Raw genomic sequence first — 21,970 nt, 5'->3', positions numbered from 1 at the left:
TACAGGTAATGTAACCTTGACTAATGTAACGGTAACGGATAATAATGCGGTGGTAACTGGTGGTCCAATTGCAACATTGGCTGTGGGTGCAACTGATAGTACTACCTTCTCAGCTTCACATACCATTACCCAAGATGACATCAATAAAGGATTTGTTTACAACTTGGCTTTGGCTACCGCTAAAGATCCAAATGACAAACCCGTAACGGATACTTCTTCTGATCCTACGCCTTGTACTACTTGTCCAAAAGAACCTGAGTGCACTTATTGTACTATTACAGAATTGAATCAAAGTCCAGGATTAGTAGTGATTAAAACTTCAACCACTCCAAGTTTTAGTATTGTAGGTGATGTCATTAATTACACCATAATTGTAAAAAACACTGGAAATGTTACATTAAATACTATCACAGTAAAAGATCCATTAACTGGTTTAAATACATTAATAGAAATTTTACAACCGGGTCAAACAGCAGAGTATAATCAAAACTATACTGTAACTCAAGAAAATTTAAACACAGGTTTTGTTACAAATACAGCAATTGCTGATGGTTTTACACCAGATAACAAACCAATAAATGCAACTGATGAAGAAATTGTAAATGAGAAACCTTATGTAATTGATGCTGTTGATGATACTATAAATGCAGGTAATGGTGCAATTGGAAACAATAATGCTGGAAATGTATTAACAAGTAATCCAACAACTCCTGACACCTTAAATGGAGCACCTACTACTCCAGCAACTGTCATTATTTCAATAGTCACACCAGCAACACCATTAAATAGTAATTCTCCAGTTCCATCTTTAGATATTTCAACTGGAACTATTTCAGTACCAGAAAATACACCAGCGGGATCCTACACTATTGAATACACAATTTGTGACAAACAAAACATTACCAACTGTGATACCGCAATTGCAACTGTTATTGTATCTCCATCTGAAATTATCGCACAAAATGATGATTTTGTAGTAGACAACACTATTGAAAGAATTATTGCAGGTAGTATATCAAAGGATAATGGAAATGGTGAAGATACTTTAAATGGAGTTAAAATTGAATTTGACAAAGTTATTGTAACAGTAACTGAAATTATTTTACCATCAGGAGAAGATTATCCAGTACCTAATGTAGATATAAATTCAAAAGACATTATAATTCCTAAAGATGTTCCTGCAGGAGTGTATACAATTTTCTATACCATTTGCGAAAAATTGAATCCTTCAAATTGTGATTCCGCAATCATAACGATAACGGTGACTGCTCCAAAAGTAATAGCAGAAGATGATTACTTCGAAGTTGTTAATATTGAAGGAGGTAATCCAAATATTGGAAATGTTTTAAATGCAAATCCAAATACATTTGATAGTGTTAGAAGCAAACCGGCAGAAATTGACAGAGTTAACATAAAAGTAGTTACCCCAGCAACTCCAATTGAAACTGGAGCTCCTACACCAATTATTAATACAATAACAGGGATCGTTAGTGTACCTGATAATACCCCGGCTGGTACTTATACTATTGAATATTCACTTTGTGAAAAAATAAATCCTACAAATTGTGATTTAGCAATTGTAACTGTTGTAGTTATCAAACCTAGTATGACGGTTACTGGTGAAGCTGTTTGTATCAATGATGTTCCTTACTTTAAGTATACTACAACAGCTAATAATTTCACCCCTGTTAATGGTTTAACCATCACATGGAAAGACACCAATAACAATGTTGTTAGTACGATGAGTAATCTACCTTTAAATGGGCAAGTATTATGGCCAGGGGCTGTCGTAGATGCAAATGGTAATGGTACCGATTGGCCAGGTTGGTTACTAGTAAATGGAAAATGGATAGAAGGTGCTGATGGTTTTGAAAACCTTAGACCTACAGCAACTGTTTCTTTTACTTTAAATCCAACAGAAACCATAACGGTGAGTTATCCTCCATCCTCTCCATTTTGTACTTCAAGACCTGCATTTACAATCGATGCTGTTGATGATGTATCTAAAGCAGTAAACGGATTAAACAGCAACATAAATGTATTAAATGTATTTAATAACGATACTCTAAATACAGATCCTGTAAACCCGAAAGATGTAGATTTAACAATCATAACTCCAGATGCAACAGGCACTTTAACTCTAAATCCTGATGGAAGTATTGATGTAAAAGAAGGAACACCAGCAGGAACCTATACCTTAGTATATCAAATTTGTGAAAAAGCAGATTTCGGAAATTGTGATACAGCAACTGTCACTGTACCGGTAATTTGTGAGGATAATACAAAAGTTTTTGGTAAAATTACAAACGTAGATACTAATACACCTTTAGCAAACGTACCTGTTACTTTAAAACCATTAAACGGTACACCTGGGCCAATACTTTTTAGAGTTACTAAAGCTGACGGTTCATATTCCTTTGACAATATGGTACCCGGAGATTATGTTTTACAAGTTCAAGATGCCAACTTGAATAGTGCTTTTGGCTTATTCAATATCAATCCTAGTTTCTTAATTATTAAAGTTGAAAAATGTAACTACTTGAGAAGAGATTTTGATTATGGTAAAACAGATTTACCTGTACTTGGAGATTTTGTATGGTACGATTTGAATAACAATGGAAAACAAGACGAGTGGTACGATGCCAACAATGATGGTATAGTGACAAAAAATATCCCTGATAGTAATGGAGCTATAGATTTTAGCAAATGGGAATGGATTGACTTTAATGGTGATAACAGTTATGAAGGGGTACTAAATACAGGAGAACTCAATGCAGCAGGTTATGGTAATGGGTCTACAAATGTTCCAAACATATTCATAACAGGACCTAATAATTTTAACCGATCAGTTACTATGGGTATCTTAGGTTTTTGGAGATCTAGACCTCCATTGGGAGCCTACGGAGAATATCGAATTGAGTTCAAAAAAGACCCATTATTTGAAGCCGCTTCAGAAGCTATTGCAGCCACTGGTTTGGTTAAAGTATTGCCTTCTGCATCCAATAAAAACGGCACTTCAAAAACAAGTAAAACCAACAGTTATATTGACTGTGGAAGTACTACCAATAACATATTGTTTGCCACTCTTACTGAACAGGATAGAGTAAATCTAAATATTGATTTTGGTATAAGCTGCAAAACCTTTGCTGGATTGGACGCTGTTGATGACACTTATAGTTTTGTTCAATGCAGTCAAACAGGTGTTATTGGAAATGTAATTACAGCCAATGACTTATTAAACGGAACATTGACAACTACAAATGATGTTAATTTTAAAATAGTAACGGGTTCCAATCCATTCATAACATTTGACGCTATTGGAAATGTGACAATTTTGAGTGGTATTTCGGCAGGAAAATATGTATTTACTTATCAAATATGTAATAACTTATTCCCTACCGATTGTGATACAGCGACAATAACTATAGATGTAACGCCAATAGCTCCTATTGAAATCAATAGTGTGGCATGTAATGCAGATTCAACGCTCATTGACTTAAACACCTTGCTTCCTACAGATATCCCAACAGGAGGTAGATGGATTGATAGTAGTAGTACAAATAGACTCAATGGAAGTGAATTTAATCCATTTGAACTTTCTATTGGTGATTATCAATTTGAGTATAGAATTGAAACTGGAGATTGCCCTAGAAGTGTATTCGTAAATATGAATGTGAATTTTGACTGTAAAGTATTAGGTTGTGGTACCATATTAGTTCACAATGCATTTTCACCAAATGGAGATGGTCTTAATGATTTCTTCAAAATTGACAATATAGACGACACTATTTGTTATCCAGAAAACACTATAGAAATATATAATAGATGGGGAATTTTAGTTTTCGATACCAAAAACTACAATAATAGCGCAAACTATTTTGATGGAGTATCTAGAGGTAGAACCACTATTAGTCAATCATCTGGATTACCAACTGGAACCTATTTTTACATCTTGACTTACACTTCCTTTGACTTAAATGGAAATGAAGTTCATAATAAAAAAGATGGCTATTTATATATTTCAAGATAAATCTAAGTTTCATTTTAATAAGTACCAATTAACCTACTGAGTTCCTTAGGAATTCAAATGCTAATAAAAAAAAGCTATTATGAAAACAAAAGTAATCACTTTCATTACGATGTTACTGGCGATGGTGAGTTATAGTCAACAAGATGCTCAATTCACACAGTACATGTACAATACTATCAATATTAATCCTGCCTATGCAGGAAGTCGTGGTGCGATGAGTATTTTTGCTTTGCATCGCACACAATGGGTAGGACTAGATGGAGCGCCAACAACTAATACTGCATCGATTCATACTCCATTAAATAACAGCAGTATGGGTATTGGATTATCATTTGTTAATGATAGAATTGGACCAGTGGATGAAAACACAATTTCTGCTGATTTGTCCTATACACTTCAAGCTTCAGAAAATTTCAAGCTATCTTTTGGTATGAAAGCAACTGCTAATTTATTTAATCTGAATGTCAATAAACTCAATCCTGCTGATCAAGGTGATGCACAATTTCAAAATTTAAGAAATGTTTTTACTCCTAATATAGGTGCTGGAATTTATTTACATTCGGATAAAGCATATGTAGGGCTATCGGTTCCCAATTTTATTCAAACCAACAGATATGATGATAATGATGTAGCCATTTTCAAAGATAGAATAAACTACTATTTAATAGGTGGTTACGTTTTTGATTTATCCAATGACATCAAATTTAAACCTGCTTTTTTAACCAAATTAGTTGAAGGTTCCCCACTTCAAGTAGATGTTTCTGCCAACTTTATGTTTGTTGAAAAAGTAGTTCTAGGTGTGGCTTATCGTTGGAGTGCTGCAATGAGTGCAATGGTTGGATTTCAAGTTACAGATGGTATGTATATTGGTTATGGATACGATCTGGAAACAACCAACTTAGAAAACTACAATTCAGGATCACATGAAATTTTCCTGCGCTATGAACTATTCAAAAACAATGCAAAAATCAATACTCCAAGGTTTTTCTAAAAATGAAACTAATTACTATCATATTAGAGATACTTCTATTATTCAATTCTTTCATATTGAATAGTAGAGTGATTTTTCAAATTAATAAAGAAAAAAATGACTCTTTGATTAATGATGAAAATGAAAAAAGGTATTCCCATATATATGAAGTGACAGAAAAAATAAATATGAACTTTGGTGCATCAAAAATAACCTATACTGTTAGTAATAGTAATTTAATCAATAAATATGATTTGGGACCCAATAATAGTCGAACAATAAAAGTAAGAACATTAGTTTCTAAAATATCACAACTCAAAAAAATAGCGACTTTTTCATTTAATAACACCTCTTTTTTAAATACACAATCCTCAAATATTAAAACCTACCAACATGACGAATCAATTTACATTGATCCATTAGAAACATTTGAACGATTATCGAATAATGGTATTACATCAATTGAAATCTATAAAAAATTAGGTGATTCCTATTTCTATAAAAATGATTACGCAGAAGCGATCAAATACTATTCAGCATTGATTAAAGTTGCAACAAAACTAGAAGCAGAATATTATTTTAGGTACGGGCAATCATTGAAAAAAGTTGGACAATTGGAAAAATCCAATGAAATTCTTGAAAAATATAAAAAAATTATAGCTGGGCAAGAAAATTGACTATCAATAAAGCAAAGAAATCATGAAAAAAGCAGTATTTATTACCTTAGTTTCAATTGAATTTTTTTCATGGAATTCCTATGCTCAAAAAACTAAAAGAATTACTGAGGATAACAACAACAACCAAACTATTGATCCTTTAAAAACATATGAAAGACTTATAGATAATGGATTTACCTCAAAAGAAATGTGTAAAAAATTAGGAGACGCTTATTTTTTCAAAAATAATTTTGAAGAAGCAAGTAAGTATTATTCAGAACTATTTAAACTTTCGGATAAACAAGATGCTGAATACTATCTTAGATTTGGACAATCCTTAAAAAAAATTGGACAACTGGAAAAATCTAATGAAATGCTTTCAAAATATAAAATTCTAACAAACCAATAAAATAATAAGAGCACGTTTAAAAATAAATTATCATGAAAAAAAGAATTATAACAACAATAGTATTCATAGGTATTATTTCATGGAACTCTTATGCTCAAAAAGCTAAAATGGCTTCTGCGGATAAAAAATATGATAATTATGCCTATGTTGATGCCATAAAAACATACGAAAGACTTGCTTCAAGAGGGTATCAATCACCTGCTATGTTTCAAAAATTAGGCAACGCATATTATTTTAATTCTGATTTTGAGAAAGCAGCACAATGGTATGGTCAATTGTATCAACTTACTCCAGATCTAGAACCCGAGTACTATTATCGCTATGCGCAATCATTAAAAGCAATAGGAAATGAAAAAGAAGCCGATGCTTTATTGAGCAAATTCGAAGGAAAGTCAACACAAGATAGCCGAGGAAAACGTCTAAAAAACAAAAGAAATTATATCAATGATATCAAAGCAAATGTTGGGCGGTATACTTTAGAAAACATTGGAATAAATTCTAAATATTCTGACTATGGAAGTGCTATTGTAGATAATAAATTGGTATTTGCAAGTGCCAGAGATACCGGTGGTGTAACCCAACGCAAGCATACTTGGACAGGAGAGCATTTTACTAACTTATATGCTGCTACTATCAATAGCGAGCTTACTCCTGATAAACCAATATCTTATGACGCTACTATCAATTCAAAATTTCATGAATCAACTCCAGTTTTTAGTAAAGATGGAACCACAATGTACTTTACAAGAAATAATTATAAAGATGGAAAAAAAGGGGTGAATGCAAAAAAAGAAACTTTGTTGAAAATTTATAAAGCAACACTAGTTAAAGACAAATGGACTAATATCATCGAACTCCCTTTTAATAGTGACAATTTTAGTACGGCACACCCAGCTTTAAGTCCAGATGAACAAACATTATATTTTGCATCCGATAGACCTGGAACACTTGGTCAGTCTGATATCTATAAAGTTGCAATTCATTCAGATGGCAGTTATGGTACTCCAATAAATTTAGGAAATGAAATTAATACCGAAGGTAGAGAAAGCTTTCCTTTTGTATCCAAAGACAATCTTTTATATTTCTCCTCTGATGGTCATCCTGGACTTGGTGGTTTGGATGTTTTTGTAACCAAAATAAATGCAAACAACACTTTTGGACCCGTTGAAAATGATGGTGGTGAAATTAACTCTTCAAAGGATGATTTTGGCTATTTTCGCGATAGTGCCATCAACAAAGGGTTCATTACTTCTAATAAAGATGGCGGCATGGGTTCGGATGATATCTATAAATTCAATTTCAAACCTCGTTGTGTACAACTATTAAAAGGAACCATAAAAGACAGTATAACAAAAGCCGTTTTACCGGAAACAACTTTAACATTAATTGACAATAACTATACTACTTTGGATACCTTAGTGACAGATAATTCAGGTACCTATACCTTTAGTGTTGATTGTGGGAAAGATTATTTTGTACGTGCCATAAAAAAAGATTACACTTCAAAAGAAGTAAAAATTAAAATCCCGAATACCTCAGGAGAAACAAATCTTGATATCGAACTGAACTCAAGTCTTTGTAAAGTAACTGTTGGAGATAATTTGGGAGTTTGTTTCGGTATCAAGATGATCTATTTTGATTTGGATAAATCAACTATTAGAAAAGAAGCCGCAATTGATTTAGCAAAAATTCTAGATGTATTACAACAACATCCAACTATGAAATTGGACATTCGTTCTCATACCGATTGTCGAGCTACAGCAAAATACAATATGGCACTTTCTGAAAGAAGAGCTAAAGCTACCATTGATTGGTTAATTTCTAAAGGAGTAGACCAATCAAGACTTACCGGTAGAGGTTATGGCGAATCACAATTGGTTAACAATTGCGGTTGTGAACCTACCAATCAATCCGACTGTACCGAAGAGGAACATCAATTGAACCGTAGAAGCGAATTTATTATCACTGCTCTCTAATTATTGATTCAAAAAAAGGAAATTAGGCTACGTTTTGTAGCCTTTTTTTATGGTATATTAAATCCTGTTTCTGTTATATATAATCAGGGCAAACGCATTAGTTTAAAAAAATAAAAATTAGCCATAACCCTAGATAAAGCGTATAGGCGAAACAATTACACATACTAACACAAAATAGAATAGCATAAATAGCACAAATCTGCCAAAGAAAGACATGATTCGTGTCATTCAAATTTTAATACCACAAATAGTAGTGCAGTAGTATAATTCTATCTAACACTTATTTTATTCTTTGAAAATCAGCGAATCAGCGGTAAACAAAGTAAGCCAAGCTACAGTCAAAGTTTTTCCACTTTCTTTAAATTCGTGGCGAAAAAATAAATGATGTGTTTGCCCTTTTTATATATTCAAAAAAATAAAATTGTTTACAAAAAAAGTATATCCTACTCAATTGAAATCGATTAAAGAGTCAATAAGACACTTAAAAGGCGTATTCAATCTGCGCTTACTTTGTAGGCAAATTAATGAAGTAAAACAAGTGCTTGGTTTTGTAGGAGACTAGGGATGTTTAAAATTAAAAGACTAAAGGGTGTCTTTTTTAAATTTTAGCAAATATGTTAACATAATAATTTTTACCAGTCTTTGGATCTTGACGCACAGAAATTCCAAAATGTGTAAAATCACCTACAATATTCTCTTTATGTGTAGTGCTTTTCAACCATGCATCAAAAGCTCCAGCTGGGCTTATAAAATTATAGGCAATATTTTCTGAAACAGTCTTTGCTCTTAGTACTCTAATTATTTCATTGGAACGCGAAACAAAGTCATTGTGATTTACCACATTGTTTGCAATCATATAGTTAACATGTTCTTGAGATTTAACTGAAATAAAATTAATTCTCTCCAAAGTATTCAATCCAATTGATTTTCTGTAATTATTAATTAAGTCTAAGGTTTCCAACTCGATTGAATTGTAATTATAAACTACCGAGTTATATTCATAAGCTTTGGAGTCATCTGTAAGACTTTCTTCTGATTCCGTAGTACAAGCACTAAATACTATTGTTACAAAAAAAACAAAAGGGAGTAGTCGATAAATTGCTTTCATAACATCGGTAGTTTAAGTTTAAAGTAGATTTGGGGAAAACTTCTTTAAATATGTTTTACGTTTTTCTTACTTATTTGTATATAAATTAAATAAAAAAACCGATTAACTACCAAATTTTATCGATGAAATACATTAATTTTAACATTTAGATGCTTTTTTCTTACATTAAGGAGCTACTCTTTTTATTTCCCAAGAATAATCATCTTGTAATTTATACTGAATTCTATCATGTAAACGATTAGGTCTTCCTTGCCAAAATTCTACTTCAAAAGGAACCACCAAATAGCCTCCCCAAAAATCAGGTCTGGGAATTATCTTTCCTTGATATTTTTGTTCCAATTCTTTTAAACTATTTTCTAAAAAATCTCTTGAAGGAATTACTTGGCTTTGATTCGATACTAGTGCACCTAATTTACTTCCGTCAGGTCTTGAATCAAAATACCCATCCGATACGGAATCACTTGTTTTTTGTGCACGTCCTTTAATAATTACCTGACGTTCCATACTTGACCAAAAAAACGACAAGCAAATATTAGGGTTAGCTGCAATAGCTTTTCCTTTCTCTGAATTATAATTAGTAAAAAAAACAAAGCCTTCCTCATTGAATTTTTTCAATAAAACCACTCGTGATCTAGGAAAACCATCTAAACCAATCGTTGAAACGGTCATGGCATTAACTTCGTCTACACCGCCAAAATCTTCCACTTCATGAAACCAACGGTTGAATAAATTAATTGGATCTTCTGGAATAGTAGCTTCTAATAACTCACTTTTATCATAGGATTTTCTGTAATCACTTAAATCTTTCATAGTTTTAATTTTAAACAATAAGGTAAATTAAAAAACTTTCTAATGTAGCAATTTTTACAAAAAGTAATTCAATTAGATTTCGAAGGTTGTTCCATCATCTGCCAATTGCACATTTGAAAAAACAGTTAAGGCTTCCTCTTTAAACGAAGCAATACTTTCGTATCGTGTAGAATAATGACCTAAAAGTAACAATTTTACATTTGCTTTTGAAGCAATTGTAGCCGCTTGAATTGCAGTTGAATGCATCGTTTTTGTTGCTAACTGTGATTCACTTTCTAAAAAAGTAGTTTCATGATAAAGCAAATCGACTTCTTTAATGATTGGAATTATTGCTTCTGAATAAGCTGTATCTGAACAAAAAGCATAGGATTTTGTAGCTTCGCCAGGAAAAGTAAGCTGCTCATTATCTATAACTTGTCCGTTTTCTAGCGTAATATTTCCTCCCTTTTTAATCTTTTTATAGTAACAAACATCTATCTCCAATTCTTTAATAACATCGATGTTTAATTTTCTATCTCCTTCTTTCTCCTGAAACAAAAAGCCATTGGTATACACTCTATGTTTTAAAGGTATAGTAAACACACTAACCTTTTCATCTTCAAAAATCAATTCACTTTCTTTAGAATCTAATTCATGAAAATGAATTTCATAATTGGTCCAAGAATGTGAGAGCTTTAATTGTAGTTGAATGATTTCTTTCAGACCTTTTGGCCCATAAATATGTAAATCTGCTACTCTAGACAGTAGTGAAAAGGAAGAAATTAAACCAATAAGTCCATAGAAATGATCTCCATGTAAATGTGAAATAAAAATATGACTGATCTTGGTAAACTTGACTTTGTTTTTACGCAATTGCACTTGAGTTCCTTCGCCACAATCTATTAAAAAACACCTGTTTTTAATCTCCAACAATTGAGAGGTTGGATTAGTAAAAGTTCGAGGTGTCGCAGCATAGCAACCTAGTACGGTTAATTTCAAAGTAAAGTGTGTTGGTAGTAAATTATTTAGATACCTTATTAAAAACCTAAATCTCTTTCAATCTCTTCCATTTCAATAATGTCGTGAGCTTCTAATAATGAAGGAACAACTGTTATTGTGTTTGGTACAGCATTGAAATCAATTTCATTTGCTACAATAACAAAAGATTTTTTGTTTTTTTTATGGTGTTTTGATAAACTTAAAAAAAGTTTAATTGATTCTATATCGACAGTTGTATCGTGAGAGATATCCAAAATCAGATTAAAATCTTTAAAACTGGCATATTGGTTCGTTACTTTTTCAACAAAAGTAGTAACACCTTCTGTATCTTTAATTGTTATTGTATGTCCTTTGGTATCTACTTTCATCTTATTGAATTTTTGAAGCTAATAAATAAATTACAGCCATTCGAATTGCTACTCCATTTTCTACTTGATTCAAAATAACAGATTGTTGAGAATCTGCCACATCAGAAGTAATTTCTACCCCACGGTTTATAGGTCCTGGGTGCATTATTACAATCTCTTTACTCAACGAATCTAACAAATTTTTATCAACTCCGTATTGTTGCGCATATTCTCGCGTAGATGGAAAAAAATTAACATCCATACGTTCATTTTGCACTCTCAACATATTGGCTACATCACACCATTCCAACGCCTTACGTAAATCCGACTCAACCGTTACTCCAAGTGATTCGATATGTCTAGGAATCAATGTTTTTGGACCACAAACTTTAACTTCTGCTCCTTGCATTTGCAAAGCATATATATTAGATAAAGCTACGCGCGAGTGTAAAATATCTCCAACAATAACTACTTTTTTTCCTCCTACATCTCCCAATTTTTCTCTGATTGAATAACTATCTAACAGCGCTTGTGTAGGATGTTCATGAGCGCCATCTCCGGCATTTACGATACTTGCTTTTACGTTTTTTGACAAAAAATAAGCAGCTCCAGGATTTGCATGACGCATGACAACCATGTCCACCTTCATTGATAAAATGTTATTAACAGTATCAATTAACGTCTCCCCTTTTTTCACAGAAGATTGGGCTGCAGAAAAACTAATTACATCTGCTGATAAACGTTTTTGGGCCAGTTCAAACGAAAGTTTGGTTCTGGTACTGTTTTCAAAAAAAATATTGGCTATGGTAATGTCTCGTAAAGAAGGAACTTTTTTAATGGGTCTATTGATAACTTCTTTAAAATGATCAGCTGTTTCAAAAATAAGGTCAATATCGTTTTTGGTGATATATTTAATTCCTAATAAATGATTTACGCTTAACTCGCTCATTTTTATACTTATTGATTATTATTGATTAAAAAAACACCATCTTCTCCTCCTTGTTCTGCCCAAGTAACTTTTACTTTTTCGTCATTAATTGCATCGACTTGTCGTCCGCGATAATCTGGCTGAATGGGTAAATCACGACTGAATCTTCTATCGATTAAGGTCAAAAGTTCAATACCTGATGGTCTTCCAAAAGACTGAATTGCAGTTAAAGCAGCCCTAATACTTCTTCCTGTGTACAACACATCATCAACAAAAATTACTTTTTTATTTTCGACCAAAAAATCGATTTGTGTAATATTGGCTTCCAAGGGTTTATCGGTTCTTCTAAAATCATCTCTAAAAAAAGTGATGTCTAAAAACCCTATTTTTATGTTGGATACTTGGTAGTCGTTTTCTAAAATACTTTTTAAACGTTTGGCCAAAAAAGTACCTCTGGGTTGAATTCCAATTAAGATAGTATCAGAAAAATCAAGATGTTTTTCGATTAATTGACAAGCCAAACGATTTAGGATGATATTGACTTCTTTGGAAGTGAGCAATACTTTTTGATTCATGGTATAGTTTTGTTTGGTGTACAAATATACAAATTTCGATTTAGCAATAAACAGGGAATAGTTATAAAAGTAAATCTCCTATAAAAAAACCAAAGGCTATTTAGATTCAAATTAAAACAAAAAAAAACCTTTCTTTCGAAAGGTTTCAATTAAATTATCGTGTATACATTTTAACTCTCAATTCTTGTATTTTATCGTCATCTAAATATTCGTCAAATGTCATGTATCGGTCAATGGCTCCATTTGGTGTAAGCTCCACTACTCTATTACCAACAGTTTGTGCAAACTCGTGGTCATGAGTGGTAAAAATAACTGAACCTTTATAGTTTTTTAATGAATTATTAAAAGCTGTAATCGACTCCAAATCCAAGTGGTTTGTTGGTTCATCTAACATTAAGATATTAGCTCGTTCCATCATCATTCTAGACAACATACAACGTACTTTTTCTCCCCCTGATAAAACTCTACTCGTTTTCAAAGCTTCTTCTCCAGAAAAAATCATTTTACCGAGAAAACCTCTTATATATACTTCGTCTCTTTCTTCTTCAGTTTTTGCATATTGACGCAACCAATCTACTAAGGTTAAATCATTTTCAAAAAAAGCATGATTCTCACTAGGTAAATAGGCTTGATTAGTAGTTACTCCCCATTCAAATTTACCAGAATCTGCAACTTGATTGCCATTTAAAATTTCATAAAAAGCCGTTGTTGCACGAGAATCTTTTGAAAAAAGTACAATTTTATCTCCTTTGGCCATATTCAAATCTACGCCTTTGAACAAAAGTTCTCCATCTACAGAAGCACTCAAATCTTGTACATTCAAAATTTGATCGCCTGCTTCACGATCTTGATCAAAAATAATAGCAGGATAACGACGGCTAGAAGGTTTGATTTCTGCAATATTCAATTTCGAAATCATTTTTTTACGAGAAGTTGCTTGTTTCGATTTAGCCACGTTAGCACTAAAACGACGGATAAACTCCTCTAATTCTTGTTTCTTCTCCTCGGCTTTTTTGTTTTGTTGAGCACGTTGCTTGGCCGCTAATTGACTAGATTCGTACCAAAACGTATAGTTACCAGAATAGTGACTAATTTTATTAAAATCAATATCAGAAATATGCGTACAAACTGCATCTAAAAAGTGTCTGTCGTGAGAAACTACGATTACCGTATTTTCATAATTGGCTAAGAAATTTTCTAACCAAGCAATGGTTTCAAAATCCAAATCGTTGGTAGGCTCATCCATAATCAACAAGTCAGGATTTCCGAATAAAGCTTGCGCCAAAAGGACACGCACCTTCATTTTTCCTTCCAAATCGGCCATCAAAGTATAATGATTGTCTTCTGTAATACCAAGATTTGACAACATAGCTGCTGCATCAGAATCGGCATTCCATCCATTCATTTCCTCAAATTGCACTTGCAATTCTCCAATTCTGTCAGCGTTTTTGTCATTATAATCCAAATAAAGTTCGTCCATTTCTTTTTTGACAGCATACAAAACTTTATTACCCATCATCACCGTTTCCAATACCGTATGTTCATCAAACATGTTGTGATTTTGGTTCAACACTGACATTCTTTTCCCTGGTTCTAAATGGATATGTCCAGAAGTTGGTTCCATTTCGCCAGAAATTATTTTTAAAAAGGTTGATTTTCCAGCACCATTGGCTCCGATTACTCCGTAAACATTACCGTGAGTGAATGTAGTGTTTACTTCGTCGAATAAAATTCTTTTACCAAATTGAACTGATAAATTATTAACTGTTAACATGAATTGCTTTTTTAAAAATTTTTTGCAAAAATACAAAAAAATACTGATTTATCTTGGTTGCAATTCATCAGTATTTCAGAAACAAATTAAATACAATTAATTCTTTTTCAATACATTATCCATACTATCTAGCATTCCGTCTTGCTTTTTGTCCAAAAGCAATTCCCAAAACATGATGCCACCAAGCTTTTTCTTGATAGCATATCTTGTTTTAACTTCTACCGATTTAAGGTCATCGCCAGTTGCAAACAATTGCTCTTTTTCGTTGTACCAATAAGGAGCTTGTGCTTTCTCGTCCCAGAAATAATTCCAACCTTTATCCTTAGTTAATTTAGTTTCAAAATCTTTAAAATCAATTCCGTTGGTAGCTGCACCAGATTGATACAGACCGTTATTGATAGCAACAACATTTTTCCAAATACGAGTATAAAATGCCGCTCCAATGACAAGCTTTTTTGCAGGTACTCCCAATTTTAAAAGGTAGCCAACAGCTTTATCAGTGGATTCTTCCTCGTTTTTTGTACTAAACAATGGAGTATGATGACCAGTTACGGTAGCATAACCATTGACTAAGTCGTAACTCATAATATTTACTCGATCAACCAATGGCACAATCGCTTTCCAATCTACCGCTTCTTTCAAATATTTCATAAACCCTCCTGCGGCAAAACTCAGTTCATTTTTTGGTCCTAAAGCATTGCACAAAGCAACTAAAAGAGCTGTAAAATTAGATTTATCTTGAGGTCGAAACTTGTGTCCAGGAAAACCTTCAATTGTAGGATACTCCCAATCCAAATCCAGTCCATCACATTTAAAATAATCGTTAATTTCTTTTACTGATTTCGCAAAAACAGCAATTTTCTCAGCTGAATCAAAACCCTCTGAACAAGGTTCACAACCTCCCCAGCCTCCCAAAGAAAGCATCACTTTTAATTTAGGATTTATTGATTTTAGAGAAACCAAATGCTTAATTGCAGAGGAATCTTTAGCCGTATCTACATTTAATTTTCCCTCTTTTAAATGACAAAAGCTATAAATAATATGCGTCAATTTTTTAACATCATAAGTGTCGATTTGTTTATCGTCACCAGTATAGTAGGCAATCACAGATAAATCTTTATGCTTTTGTGCTTCAGCAAAAAGAGAAAACAAAAGGAAAACTATCAAAAATTTACAATCTTTCATCGATATACTTTTTTAGAGTAAAACTACTTATTATTTACAAAGAAACCTGGTAAAAATACCAGGTTTCTTTTACATTAATTTCTAAAAAAACAATAACCAAATTGAAAAGAAATTAACACCAATTCAAATAGTAATAAAAACTAAATAAACCAAACTTAATCAAACTAAACACTATTCATAATAGAACTAAAAATTATAATTCTACCATTTTTTTTAATCCTAAATAAACCGCCAATTCAACATCTGCGTGTGCTTTGGAGTTGCATTTTTCTAATAACTCTTTCGCTGTAACAGCGTTATAACTGGAATTCTTTTGGAACTTATAAAGCAATTGTTCTGACATATCTTGCAACGCTTTGGATAAAGGCAAAAGAGGTTGTACCAATGGCGCATTTTGACTTAACAACTCTAAATCCTTGTGATTTTGTATCCATTTATTCAAAAAGATAGTAATCTCTTTCTCAACTGAGACGTCTTTATTTTTTACGTATGCAACAACTAATTCATTAAAAACTAAAGCGTCTTCAGCATCAGGAGTACAAGCATCAGCAAACAAAGTAAACGGAGAATACATTTGATATTCTGTTCCTCCCGCATTACGAGAATAAATTTTCAAAGGTTCACAAACTGCTGAAAATGTTTGTAAAGCAGTTGTATTTTGATTGTTACTGATATTTCTCAACACCACTTCTTTATTGCGAATATGCGTAATTCCTAATTCTTCCAACCGAAATGAAATGGTTTTCAATCTTTTTCGCATACTTGCCAAATCAGTTACACTAGCATCAGACCAAAGCCTTTCAGCAATAGCTGCAGTTCTTGGCCAAAGTCTAGAATCAATTGTCTCGGGAGTAACCAATTCGCTCCACATTGTAGCTTCTCCCCCTAAAATTCTAGCTTTTTCTTCTGATGAAAGTGAGGCATTATTAGGCATTGGATCATTCAAATAATGACATTCAACTCCTTGAACCAAATCCACATAAAAACCATTGGACAAAACTGTTTTGTAGCCATTTTTAGCAGCTGCAATCAAAGAACTACCAGCAGCTACACCTTCGTTTGGTCCTTTCCAAGAATGAATTATGGCCTCTTTGGACATATTCTTAGTCATAATTTCTTCCCACCCCATCAATTCTTTTTGATGCTTTTTTAACATTGGAATTAATTGCATCGTAAAATAAGTCTGCAATTCATGATTGTTGGCCAACTTATGCTTCTTCATAAATTCCTGAATCTTAGGATTAGCATCCCAATCTTTACCTTCGTTTTCATCACCACCAATGTGGAAATATTTCCCAGGAAACAATGGGCAAACTTCATCAAAAATTTCACTTAACAATTGATACGTTCTTGGATTAGAAGGATCTAATGTTGGTGTAAAAATACCTGCATTTCTCTCTAACGAATACGTTACAAGACCTGATGCTTTCTGCGTAGTTTCAGAAGAGCCTTTATTTATCGTCACAACTTTACTTCCTATTTCTGGAAAAGCTGTTAAAATTGCTGAGGCATGACCAGGCACATCAATTTCAGGTACCACAAGAATACCTCTATCAGCAGCATATTTTACAATTCCTTTAATTTCTTCTCGACTGTAGAAAAGGCCATCAGAAGCTTTATCTGTAAGCACTTTATGCTTTTTCATTTCTATTCTCCAACCTTGATCATCTACCAAATGCCAATGAAAAACATTCATTTTCATAGCAGCCATAGCATCTAAGTTTCTTTTGATAACATCAACAGGTTGAAAATGTCTTGCAGCATCAATCATTAATCCACGCCAAGTAAAACGAGGCATATCTGTGATAGTTACGCTTGGAAAATAGAAAGAAGTAGCATTATTTTGAAGCAATTGCAAAAGCGTTTCCAATGCATGCATCGCGCCTAAATCTGAGGAAGCATTGATAGAAATTGTATTCGATTGTATCGTCAATTGATAACTTTCATCTTCGTACAAGCCAATTTTTCCAGCTTTTACACAATTGATTTGCAACTGTGCATCAGGAAATTCATTGGTTGCAGTCACAAAACCTTGCTTAAAAAACAACCCAGTTCTACCATCCAATCGTCTTAAAAAATTAGAAGTAGCTACAAAAATTCTCGAATTAGGTTGCCCAGTAACGTTTACTTTAAAAGATGAATTTAAAGCAAAATTTCCAGACTTTAGCTCCATTTTTTGTGGCCAAGGCATTACATTTAAAGACTCCTTGCTTACTTGAGCTGTCGTAGCTAATGTTACAAAAAACAGTATAAAAAGGTATTTCATAAGTGGTTTTGGTATATAAAATCTTCAATCAGGTGGTTACTCCTACTATTGAGAAGAACCATTCGGCTGAGTAAACAACCGAATGGATTTTTAAATTTTAATAGTCAAATCGTTTAAATGCCTCGATGGCTTCATATTCTGCTAAGCCTAAATCATCGTATAACTTGGCGGTATTTTTATTGCGATCTTCTGCACGCACCCAAAATTCTCTCGAATCATTCCCTTGAAACATCACGCGATCTTTTTGAGATTGGTGAAATAAAATCGCTTGTCGTTTCAACAATACTTCGTCTGGACTTAATGGAACAGCCATATCAATCTCGTGTAAATCCCATTCGTGCCAAGCTCCTCTGTACAACCACAACCAACACTCTTTCATGTAAGGTTTGCCTTTTAATTGTTTTAAAGCGGCAAAAATGGCATTCAAACATACTTCGTGAGTTCCGTGTGGATCGGCTAAATCCCCTGCTGCAAAAACTTGATGCGGTTTAATTTTAGCGATGATATCCGCTACAATTTCAATATCTTCTGTTCCTATTGGGTTTTTCTTTACCTGACCAGTTTCGTAAAAAGGCATGTCTAAGAAGTGAACATTTTCATCTTTGAGCCCTATGTAACGCACTGCAGCATACGATTCTCTTCTTCTAATTAGACCTTTTAATTTTCTAACTTCTAAAGAATCGATTTGATTGTCGTTCTTGTTTTTTAAGAAATCAATTACGGCTTGGAAGTTGATTTTACTATTATCTTCCCCAACAAAATCATTACATACTTCTGCAAATTTCAAAGCCTCATCATCGGTTACAGCAATATTTCCAGAAGTTTGATACACTACATGAACTTCATGTCCTTGCTTGATTAATTTAGCAAAAGTACCTCCCATCGAAATCACATCATCATCTGGGTGAGGGCTAAACAAAATCACTCTCTTTTTAGCCGGATTAGCTCTTTCAGGTCGGTGTGCATCATCCGCATTAGGTTTTCCTCCTGGCCAACCAGTAATGGTATGCTGCAACACATTGAACATGTTAATATTCAAATCATAAGCTGATCCTTCTTGCGCTAACAAGTCGGACATACCGTTGTTGTTGTAATCTCTATCCGTAAGTTTTAAAATAGACTGATTTGTTTTTTGGCACAACCAAACAATCGCTTTACTTTTTAGTTCTTGATTCCAAATACACTCCCCTACTAACCAAGGCGTTTCAAAACGAGTTAGTGCAGAAGCAGCCGATTGATCCAAAACAAAAGTTGCGTTAGGATGATTTTGTAAAAAGGTAGCAGGTACTTCTGAACTTATTTCACCCTGAATCGTTCTTTTAATCACATCCGCTTTATTTTGCCCCCAAGCCAATAAAACAATACGTTTAGAACGCATAATGGTTGAAACTCCCATAGTAATTGCACGTTTAGGAACGTTAGCAATTCCGTTAAAGTCAGAAGAAGCATCTACTCTAGTGATATGATCCAAAGTTATGATTCTTGTTCCTGAATTAATATGTGATCCAGGTTCATTGAAACCAACATGACCAGTACGACCAATTCCTAATAGCTGAAAATCAAGACCTCCTGCGTTTTTAATGTTCATTTCATAATCAATACAGTATTGATTCAATTCGTCAATAGCTATGGTTCCATCTGGAATATGAACATTATCTGGATGAATATCAATATGATTGAAAAGATGTTGATGCATAAAATAGTGATAGCTCTGCTTGCTTTCTTTGTTCATTGGATAATATTCATCCAAGTTAAAAGTGATCACATTTTTAAAGCTTAAGCCTTCTTCTTTATGCATACGAACCAACTCTTCGTATACTTTTATCGGTGAAGAACCTGTTGCAAGACCTAAAACACAGTTTTTGTTTTCTTCTTGTTTGGTTCTAATCAAAGTGGCAATTTCTTCGGCTACAATTTTTGAGGCTTCAACAGAATTTTTAAAAATTTCGTTATGAATTTTTTCAAATCTAGTTTCTTCAAATTTACCCGCACTTTTGTAACTAATATCCGGTTTTATCTCTAAAGCATTTTTCATTGTACTATTTTTAAATTCTAAAAGTTTTTTGGTTTTTTTCGCTAAATAATCAGTTGTATTTTAAAAATAAATTTGATGTTGGTTTTTAATTGTAAATTACTGATATGGTATATTTTACATTATAATAAATCAATCCAAATTTTTAATATACTTCAAATGTAGGCGTATTATTTATGGCAAAAAAATAAAAAAAACGAACGGTCAGAGTTTATATACCAACGACATTATTTAGTCAATAAAGCGTTATTTGGCCTATAATTTAGGTAGTAGTCCCTAGTCATTAGTTCGTAGCAAAAGGCCACGAACTAAGAACTAAGGACCCTAACTATAAACAAGAAATTAAAAATTAGGTCCAGTAGTATCCCACCACAATCTTGTTCCTCCAGTATCAGGCCCACCTAATTTAGCTAAACCTGTAGCAACACCACCAGCATTACCATCTTTTTCAGATTGAACGAAGTTTACTCTACGCACACCTAAAGCAGTAGAAATTTTCCCTCCACTAGTATTTTTAAGTACCGGTAACAATTTTGGATAACCCGTTCTTCTGTACTCAGACCAAGCTTCTTGTCCTTCTGGGAAACCAGCAATCCATTTTTGAGTGATGATTTTTTGCAATTTCACTTCATTAGATGCAGCTGCGTCCCAAGCAACTGTTACTTTATTTAATGCAGCCCCATTATTTACAGGGAAATTTGGATCTACATAATCTTTGGCTGTTTTAGTATTATCAGCAATGTAAGCAGCTACACCAGAAACTCCATGTTGTGCAAATGAGTTTGTTATTCCCAATTCGTATAAACTTTGAGCTGTTCCTCCCATGTTCCAACCTCTTAATGCACCTTCAGCTCTTAACAAATAAACTTCGGCAGTTGTCATTAGTACAATTTCTTTAGAATTAACAATAGGTCCAATTTCAGAAAAATCTACGTGATCTGCTTTTGCAGCAATTTCAATACCCGTTCTAACCCCTTTGAATTGTCCAGGGAACTGTGTAGATGTTTTGAAGTAAACTGAAAGTCTTGGGTCTTGATATCCTCCCATAATTGACTCCATATCAGCCGACATTCTAACGTCTCCCCAAGCACCACTGATAGTTGCTATTGGGTTGGTAAAGTTTGGTGAAACTACTTTGAAAATATCATCATTAGTTGTCATCACACCAAATTTATGTGCCAATGCTTTTTCAGCTTCAGCTTTTGCCAAAGTTGGATTTTTCTTCACAATTCGCATCGCTAAACGCAAACGCAAAGAGTTAGCAAATTTCACCCATTTTGTGTAATCCCCTTTGTAACCAGATAAATCAGTAGTTGCAAAGGTTGAAGCTTCTCCTGCGTCTACTCTTTTCGTCAAATCAGTCACAGCAAAATCCAATTCTTTGAACATCAAATTGTAAACTTCCTCTTGAGAATCGTACTCAATTGTTTTCTCAGTAGTACCAAATTTTGAATATACAATAGGACCATAAGTGTCCGTAACTCTGTGCATTCCCTCTACTTTCAAGATCAAAGCTAAAGCATAAAATTGATCGTATTTTCCTTTTGCTTTTTGCTCTACAGCATAAGCATTGTACATTACGTCACCGTAAGCAGCTCCCCAAGCAAAACCATTCCAACCATCTACCAAATCATAAGTAGTGTTGTTTGTTCCTCCTCTAAAAGCAGTTCCAGTTGCCATATACCCAGACCAAATATCACCTTGAAGCCCTTGTTGCACTTGGTATTTCCATTCTGGAGTCAAGACAATAATATTGTTAAACATTGGAGCAAAAGCACCTTTGATATTATTAAAATCTTGTTCGTATTGCGCTTCAGTAATACCCGTAGGATTGGTATTAATTTCCTCAAAATTGTTTGTACAACCTACTGCGGCGAGTAAGGAAATACAAATAGCTGTTTTTTTAATTGTATTTAGTTTCATGTT

Annotated in this window: 16 protein-coding genes; 5 read left to right on the top strand and 11 right to left on the bottom strand. The window is 33.3% G+C overall.

Annotated features, from left to right (window positions below; translation table 11 throughout):
- The 5 genes from ACSVH5_RS04985 to ACSVH5_RS04965 all read left to right on the top strand — a co-directional run.
- Window positions 1-4,030 (top strand): DUF7507 domain-containing protein (locus tag ACSVH5_RS04985; RefSeq protein WP_438060356.1); only part of this gene is annotated, 4,030 nt, incomplete at its 5' end.
- 79 nt (window positions 4,031-4,109) lie between these two features.
- Window positions 4,110-5,021, top strand: a complete 912-nt coding sequence (locus tag ACSVH5_RS04980; RefSeq protein ID WP_438060355.1) for a PorP/SprF family type IX secretion system membrane protein — start codon at window positions 4,110-4,112, stop codon at window positions 5,019-5,021.
- 2 nt (window positions 5,022-5,023) lie between these two features.
- Window positions 5,024-5,677 (top strand): tetratricopeptide repeat protein, encoded by a 654-nt coding sequence (locus ACSVH5_RS04975; protein ID WP_438060354.1) that lies wholly within the window; start codon window positions 5,024-5,026, stop codon window positions 5,675-5,677.
- 22 nt (window positions 5,678-5,699) lie between these two features.
- Window positions 5,700-6,065, top strand: coding sequence for a tetratricopeptide repeat protein (locus tag ACSVH5_RS04970; RefSeq protein WP_438060353.1), 366 nt, complete (start codon window positions 5,700-5,702; stop codon window positions 6,063-6,065).
- Window positions 6,066-6,097: 32 nt separating this feature from the next.
- On the top strand, window positions 6,098-8,041 hold the full coding sequence (locus ACSVH5_RS04965; protein WP_438060352.1) for an OmpA family protein: 1,944 nt from the start codon (window positions 6,098-6,100) through the stop codon (window positions 8,039-8,041).
- Window positions 8,042-8,639: 598 nt separating this feature from the next.
- Here ACSVH5_RS04965 and ACSVH5_RS04960 read toward each other — a convergent pair.
- The 11 genes from ACSVH5_RS04960 to ACSVH5_RS04910 form a co-directional block, all read right to left on the bottom strand.
- Window positions 8,640-9,149, bottom strand: a complete 510-nt coding sequence (locus ACSVH5_RS04960) for a CAP domain-containing protein (protein WP_438060351.1) — start codon at window positions 9,147-9,149, stop codon at window positions 8,640-8,642.
- A 165-nt stretch (window positions 9,150-9,314) separates the two neighbouring features.
- Window positions 9,315-9,959: a pyridoxamine 5'-phosphate oxidase gene (gene pdxH / locus ACSVH5_RS04955; RefSeq protein WP_438060350.1), complete on the bottom strand. Its 645-nt coding sequence runs from the start codon at window positions 9,957-9,959 to the stop codon at window positions 9,315-9,317.
- A gap of 72 nt (window positions 9,960-10,031) precedes the next feature.
- Window positions 10,032-10,937 (bottom strand): ribonuclease Z, encoded by a 906-nt coding sequence (locus tag ACSVH5_RS04950; protein WP_438060349.1) that lies wholly within the window; start codon window positions 10,935-10,937, stop codon window positions 10,032-10,034.
- Window positions 10,938-10,975: 38 nt separating this feature from the next.
- Complete coding sequence (locus ACSVH5_RS04945; RefSeq protein WP_438060348.1) at window positions 10,976-11,305, bottom strand: ribonuclease Z; 330 nt, start codon at window positions 11,303-11,305, stop codon at window positions 10,976-10,978.
- Between the two features lies 1 nt (window position 11,306).
- Window positions 11,307-12,233, bottom strand: coding sequence for an aspartate carbamoyltransferase catalytic subunit (locus ACSVH5_RS04940; RefSeq protein WP_438060347.1), 927 nt, complete (start codon window positions 12,231-12,233; stop codon window positions 11,307-11,309).
- An 8-nt stretch (window positions 12,234-12,241) separates the two neighbouring features.
- Entirely contained in the window at window positions 12,242-12,787 is a 546-nt protein-coding gene (gene pyrR / locus ACSVH5_RS04935) for a bifunctional pyr operon transcriptional regulator/uracil phosphoribosyltransferase PyrR (protein WP_438060346.1), read from the bottom strand.
- 154 nt (window positions 12,788-12,941) lie between these two features.
- Window positions 12,942-14,561 carry an ABC-F family ATP-binding cassette domain-containing protein gene (locus ACSVH5_RS04930; protein ID WP_438060345.1) on the bottom strand — a complete coding sequence of 540 codons (1,620 nt, stop codon included), beginning with the start codon at window positions 14,559-14,561 and terminating at the stop codon, window positions 12,942-12,944.
- Window positions 14,562-14,657: 96 nt separating this feature from the next.
- A complete protein-coding gene (locus ACSVH5_RS04925) occupies window positions 14,658-15,746 on the bottom strand; it encodes a glycoside hydrolase family 18 protein (RefSeq protein ID WP_438060344.1) in 1,089 nt (362 codons plus the stop codon).
- Between the two features lie 193 nt (window positions 15,747-15,939).
- Window positions 15,940-18,012 carry a beta-N-acetylhexosaminidase gene (locus tag ACSVH5_RS04920; protein WP_438060343.1) on the bottom strand — a complete coding sequence of 691 codons (2,073 nt, stop codon included), beginning with the start codon at window positions 18,010-18,012 and terminating at the stop codon, window positions 15,940-15,942.
- Window positions 18,013-18,109: 97 nt separating this feature from the next.
- Window positions 18,110-20,047, bottom strand: a complete 1,938-nt coding sequence (gene nagB / locus ACSVH5_RS04915; RefSeq protein WP_438060342.1) for a glucosamine-6-phosphate deaminase — start codon at window positions 20,045-20,047, stop codon at window positions 18,110-18,112.
- Between the two features lie 339 nt (window positions 20,048-20,386).
- Entirely contained in the window at window positions 20,387-21,967 is a 1,581-nt protein-coding gene (locus ACSVH5_RS04910) for a RagB/SusD family nutrient uptake outer membrane protein (RefSeq protein ID WP_438060341.1), read from the bottom strand.
- Window positions 21,968-21,970 lie beyond the last annotated feature (3 nt).

This window comes from Flavobacterium sp. RSSA_27 (genome assembly GCF_051547125.1).
Lineage (GTDB): Bacteria > Bacteroidota > Bacteroidia > Flavobacteriales > Flavobacteriaceae > Flavobacterium.
Note: the sequence above shows the minus strand (reverse complement) of the source record. Positions and strands in the feature narration are given on the sequence as shown.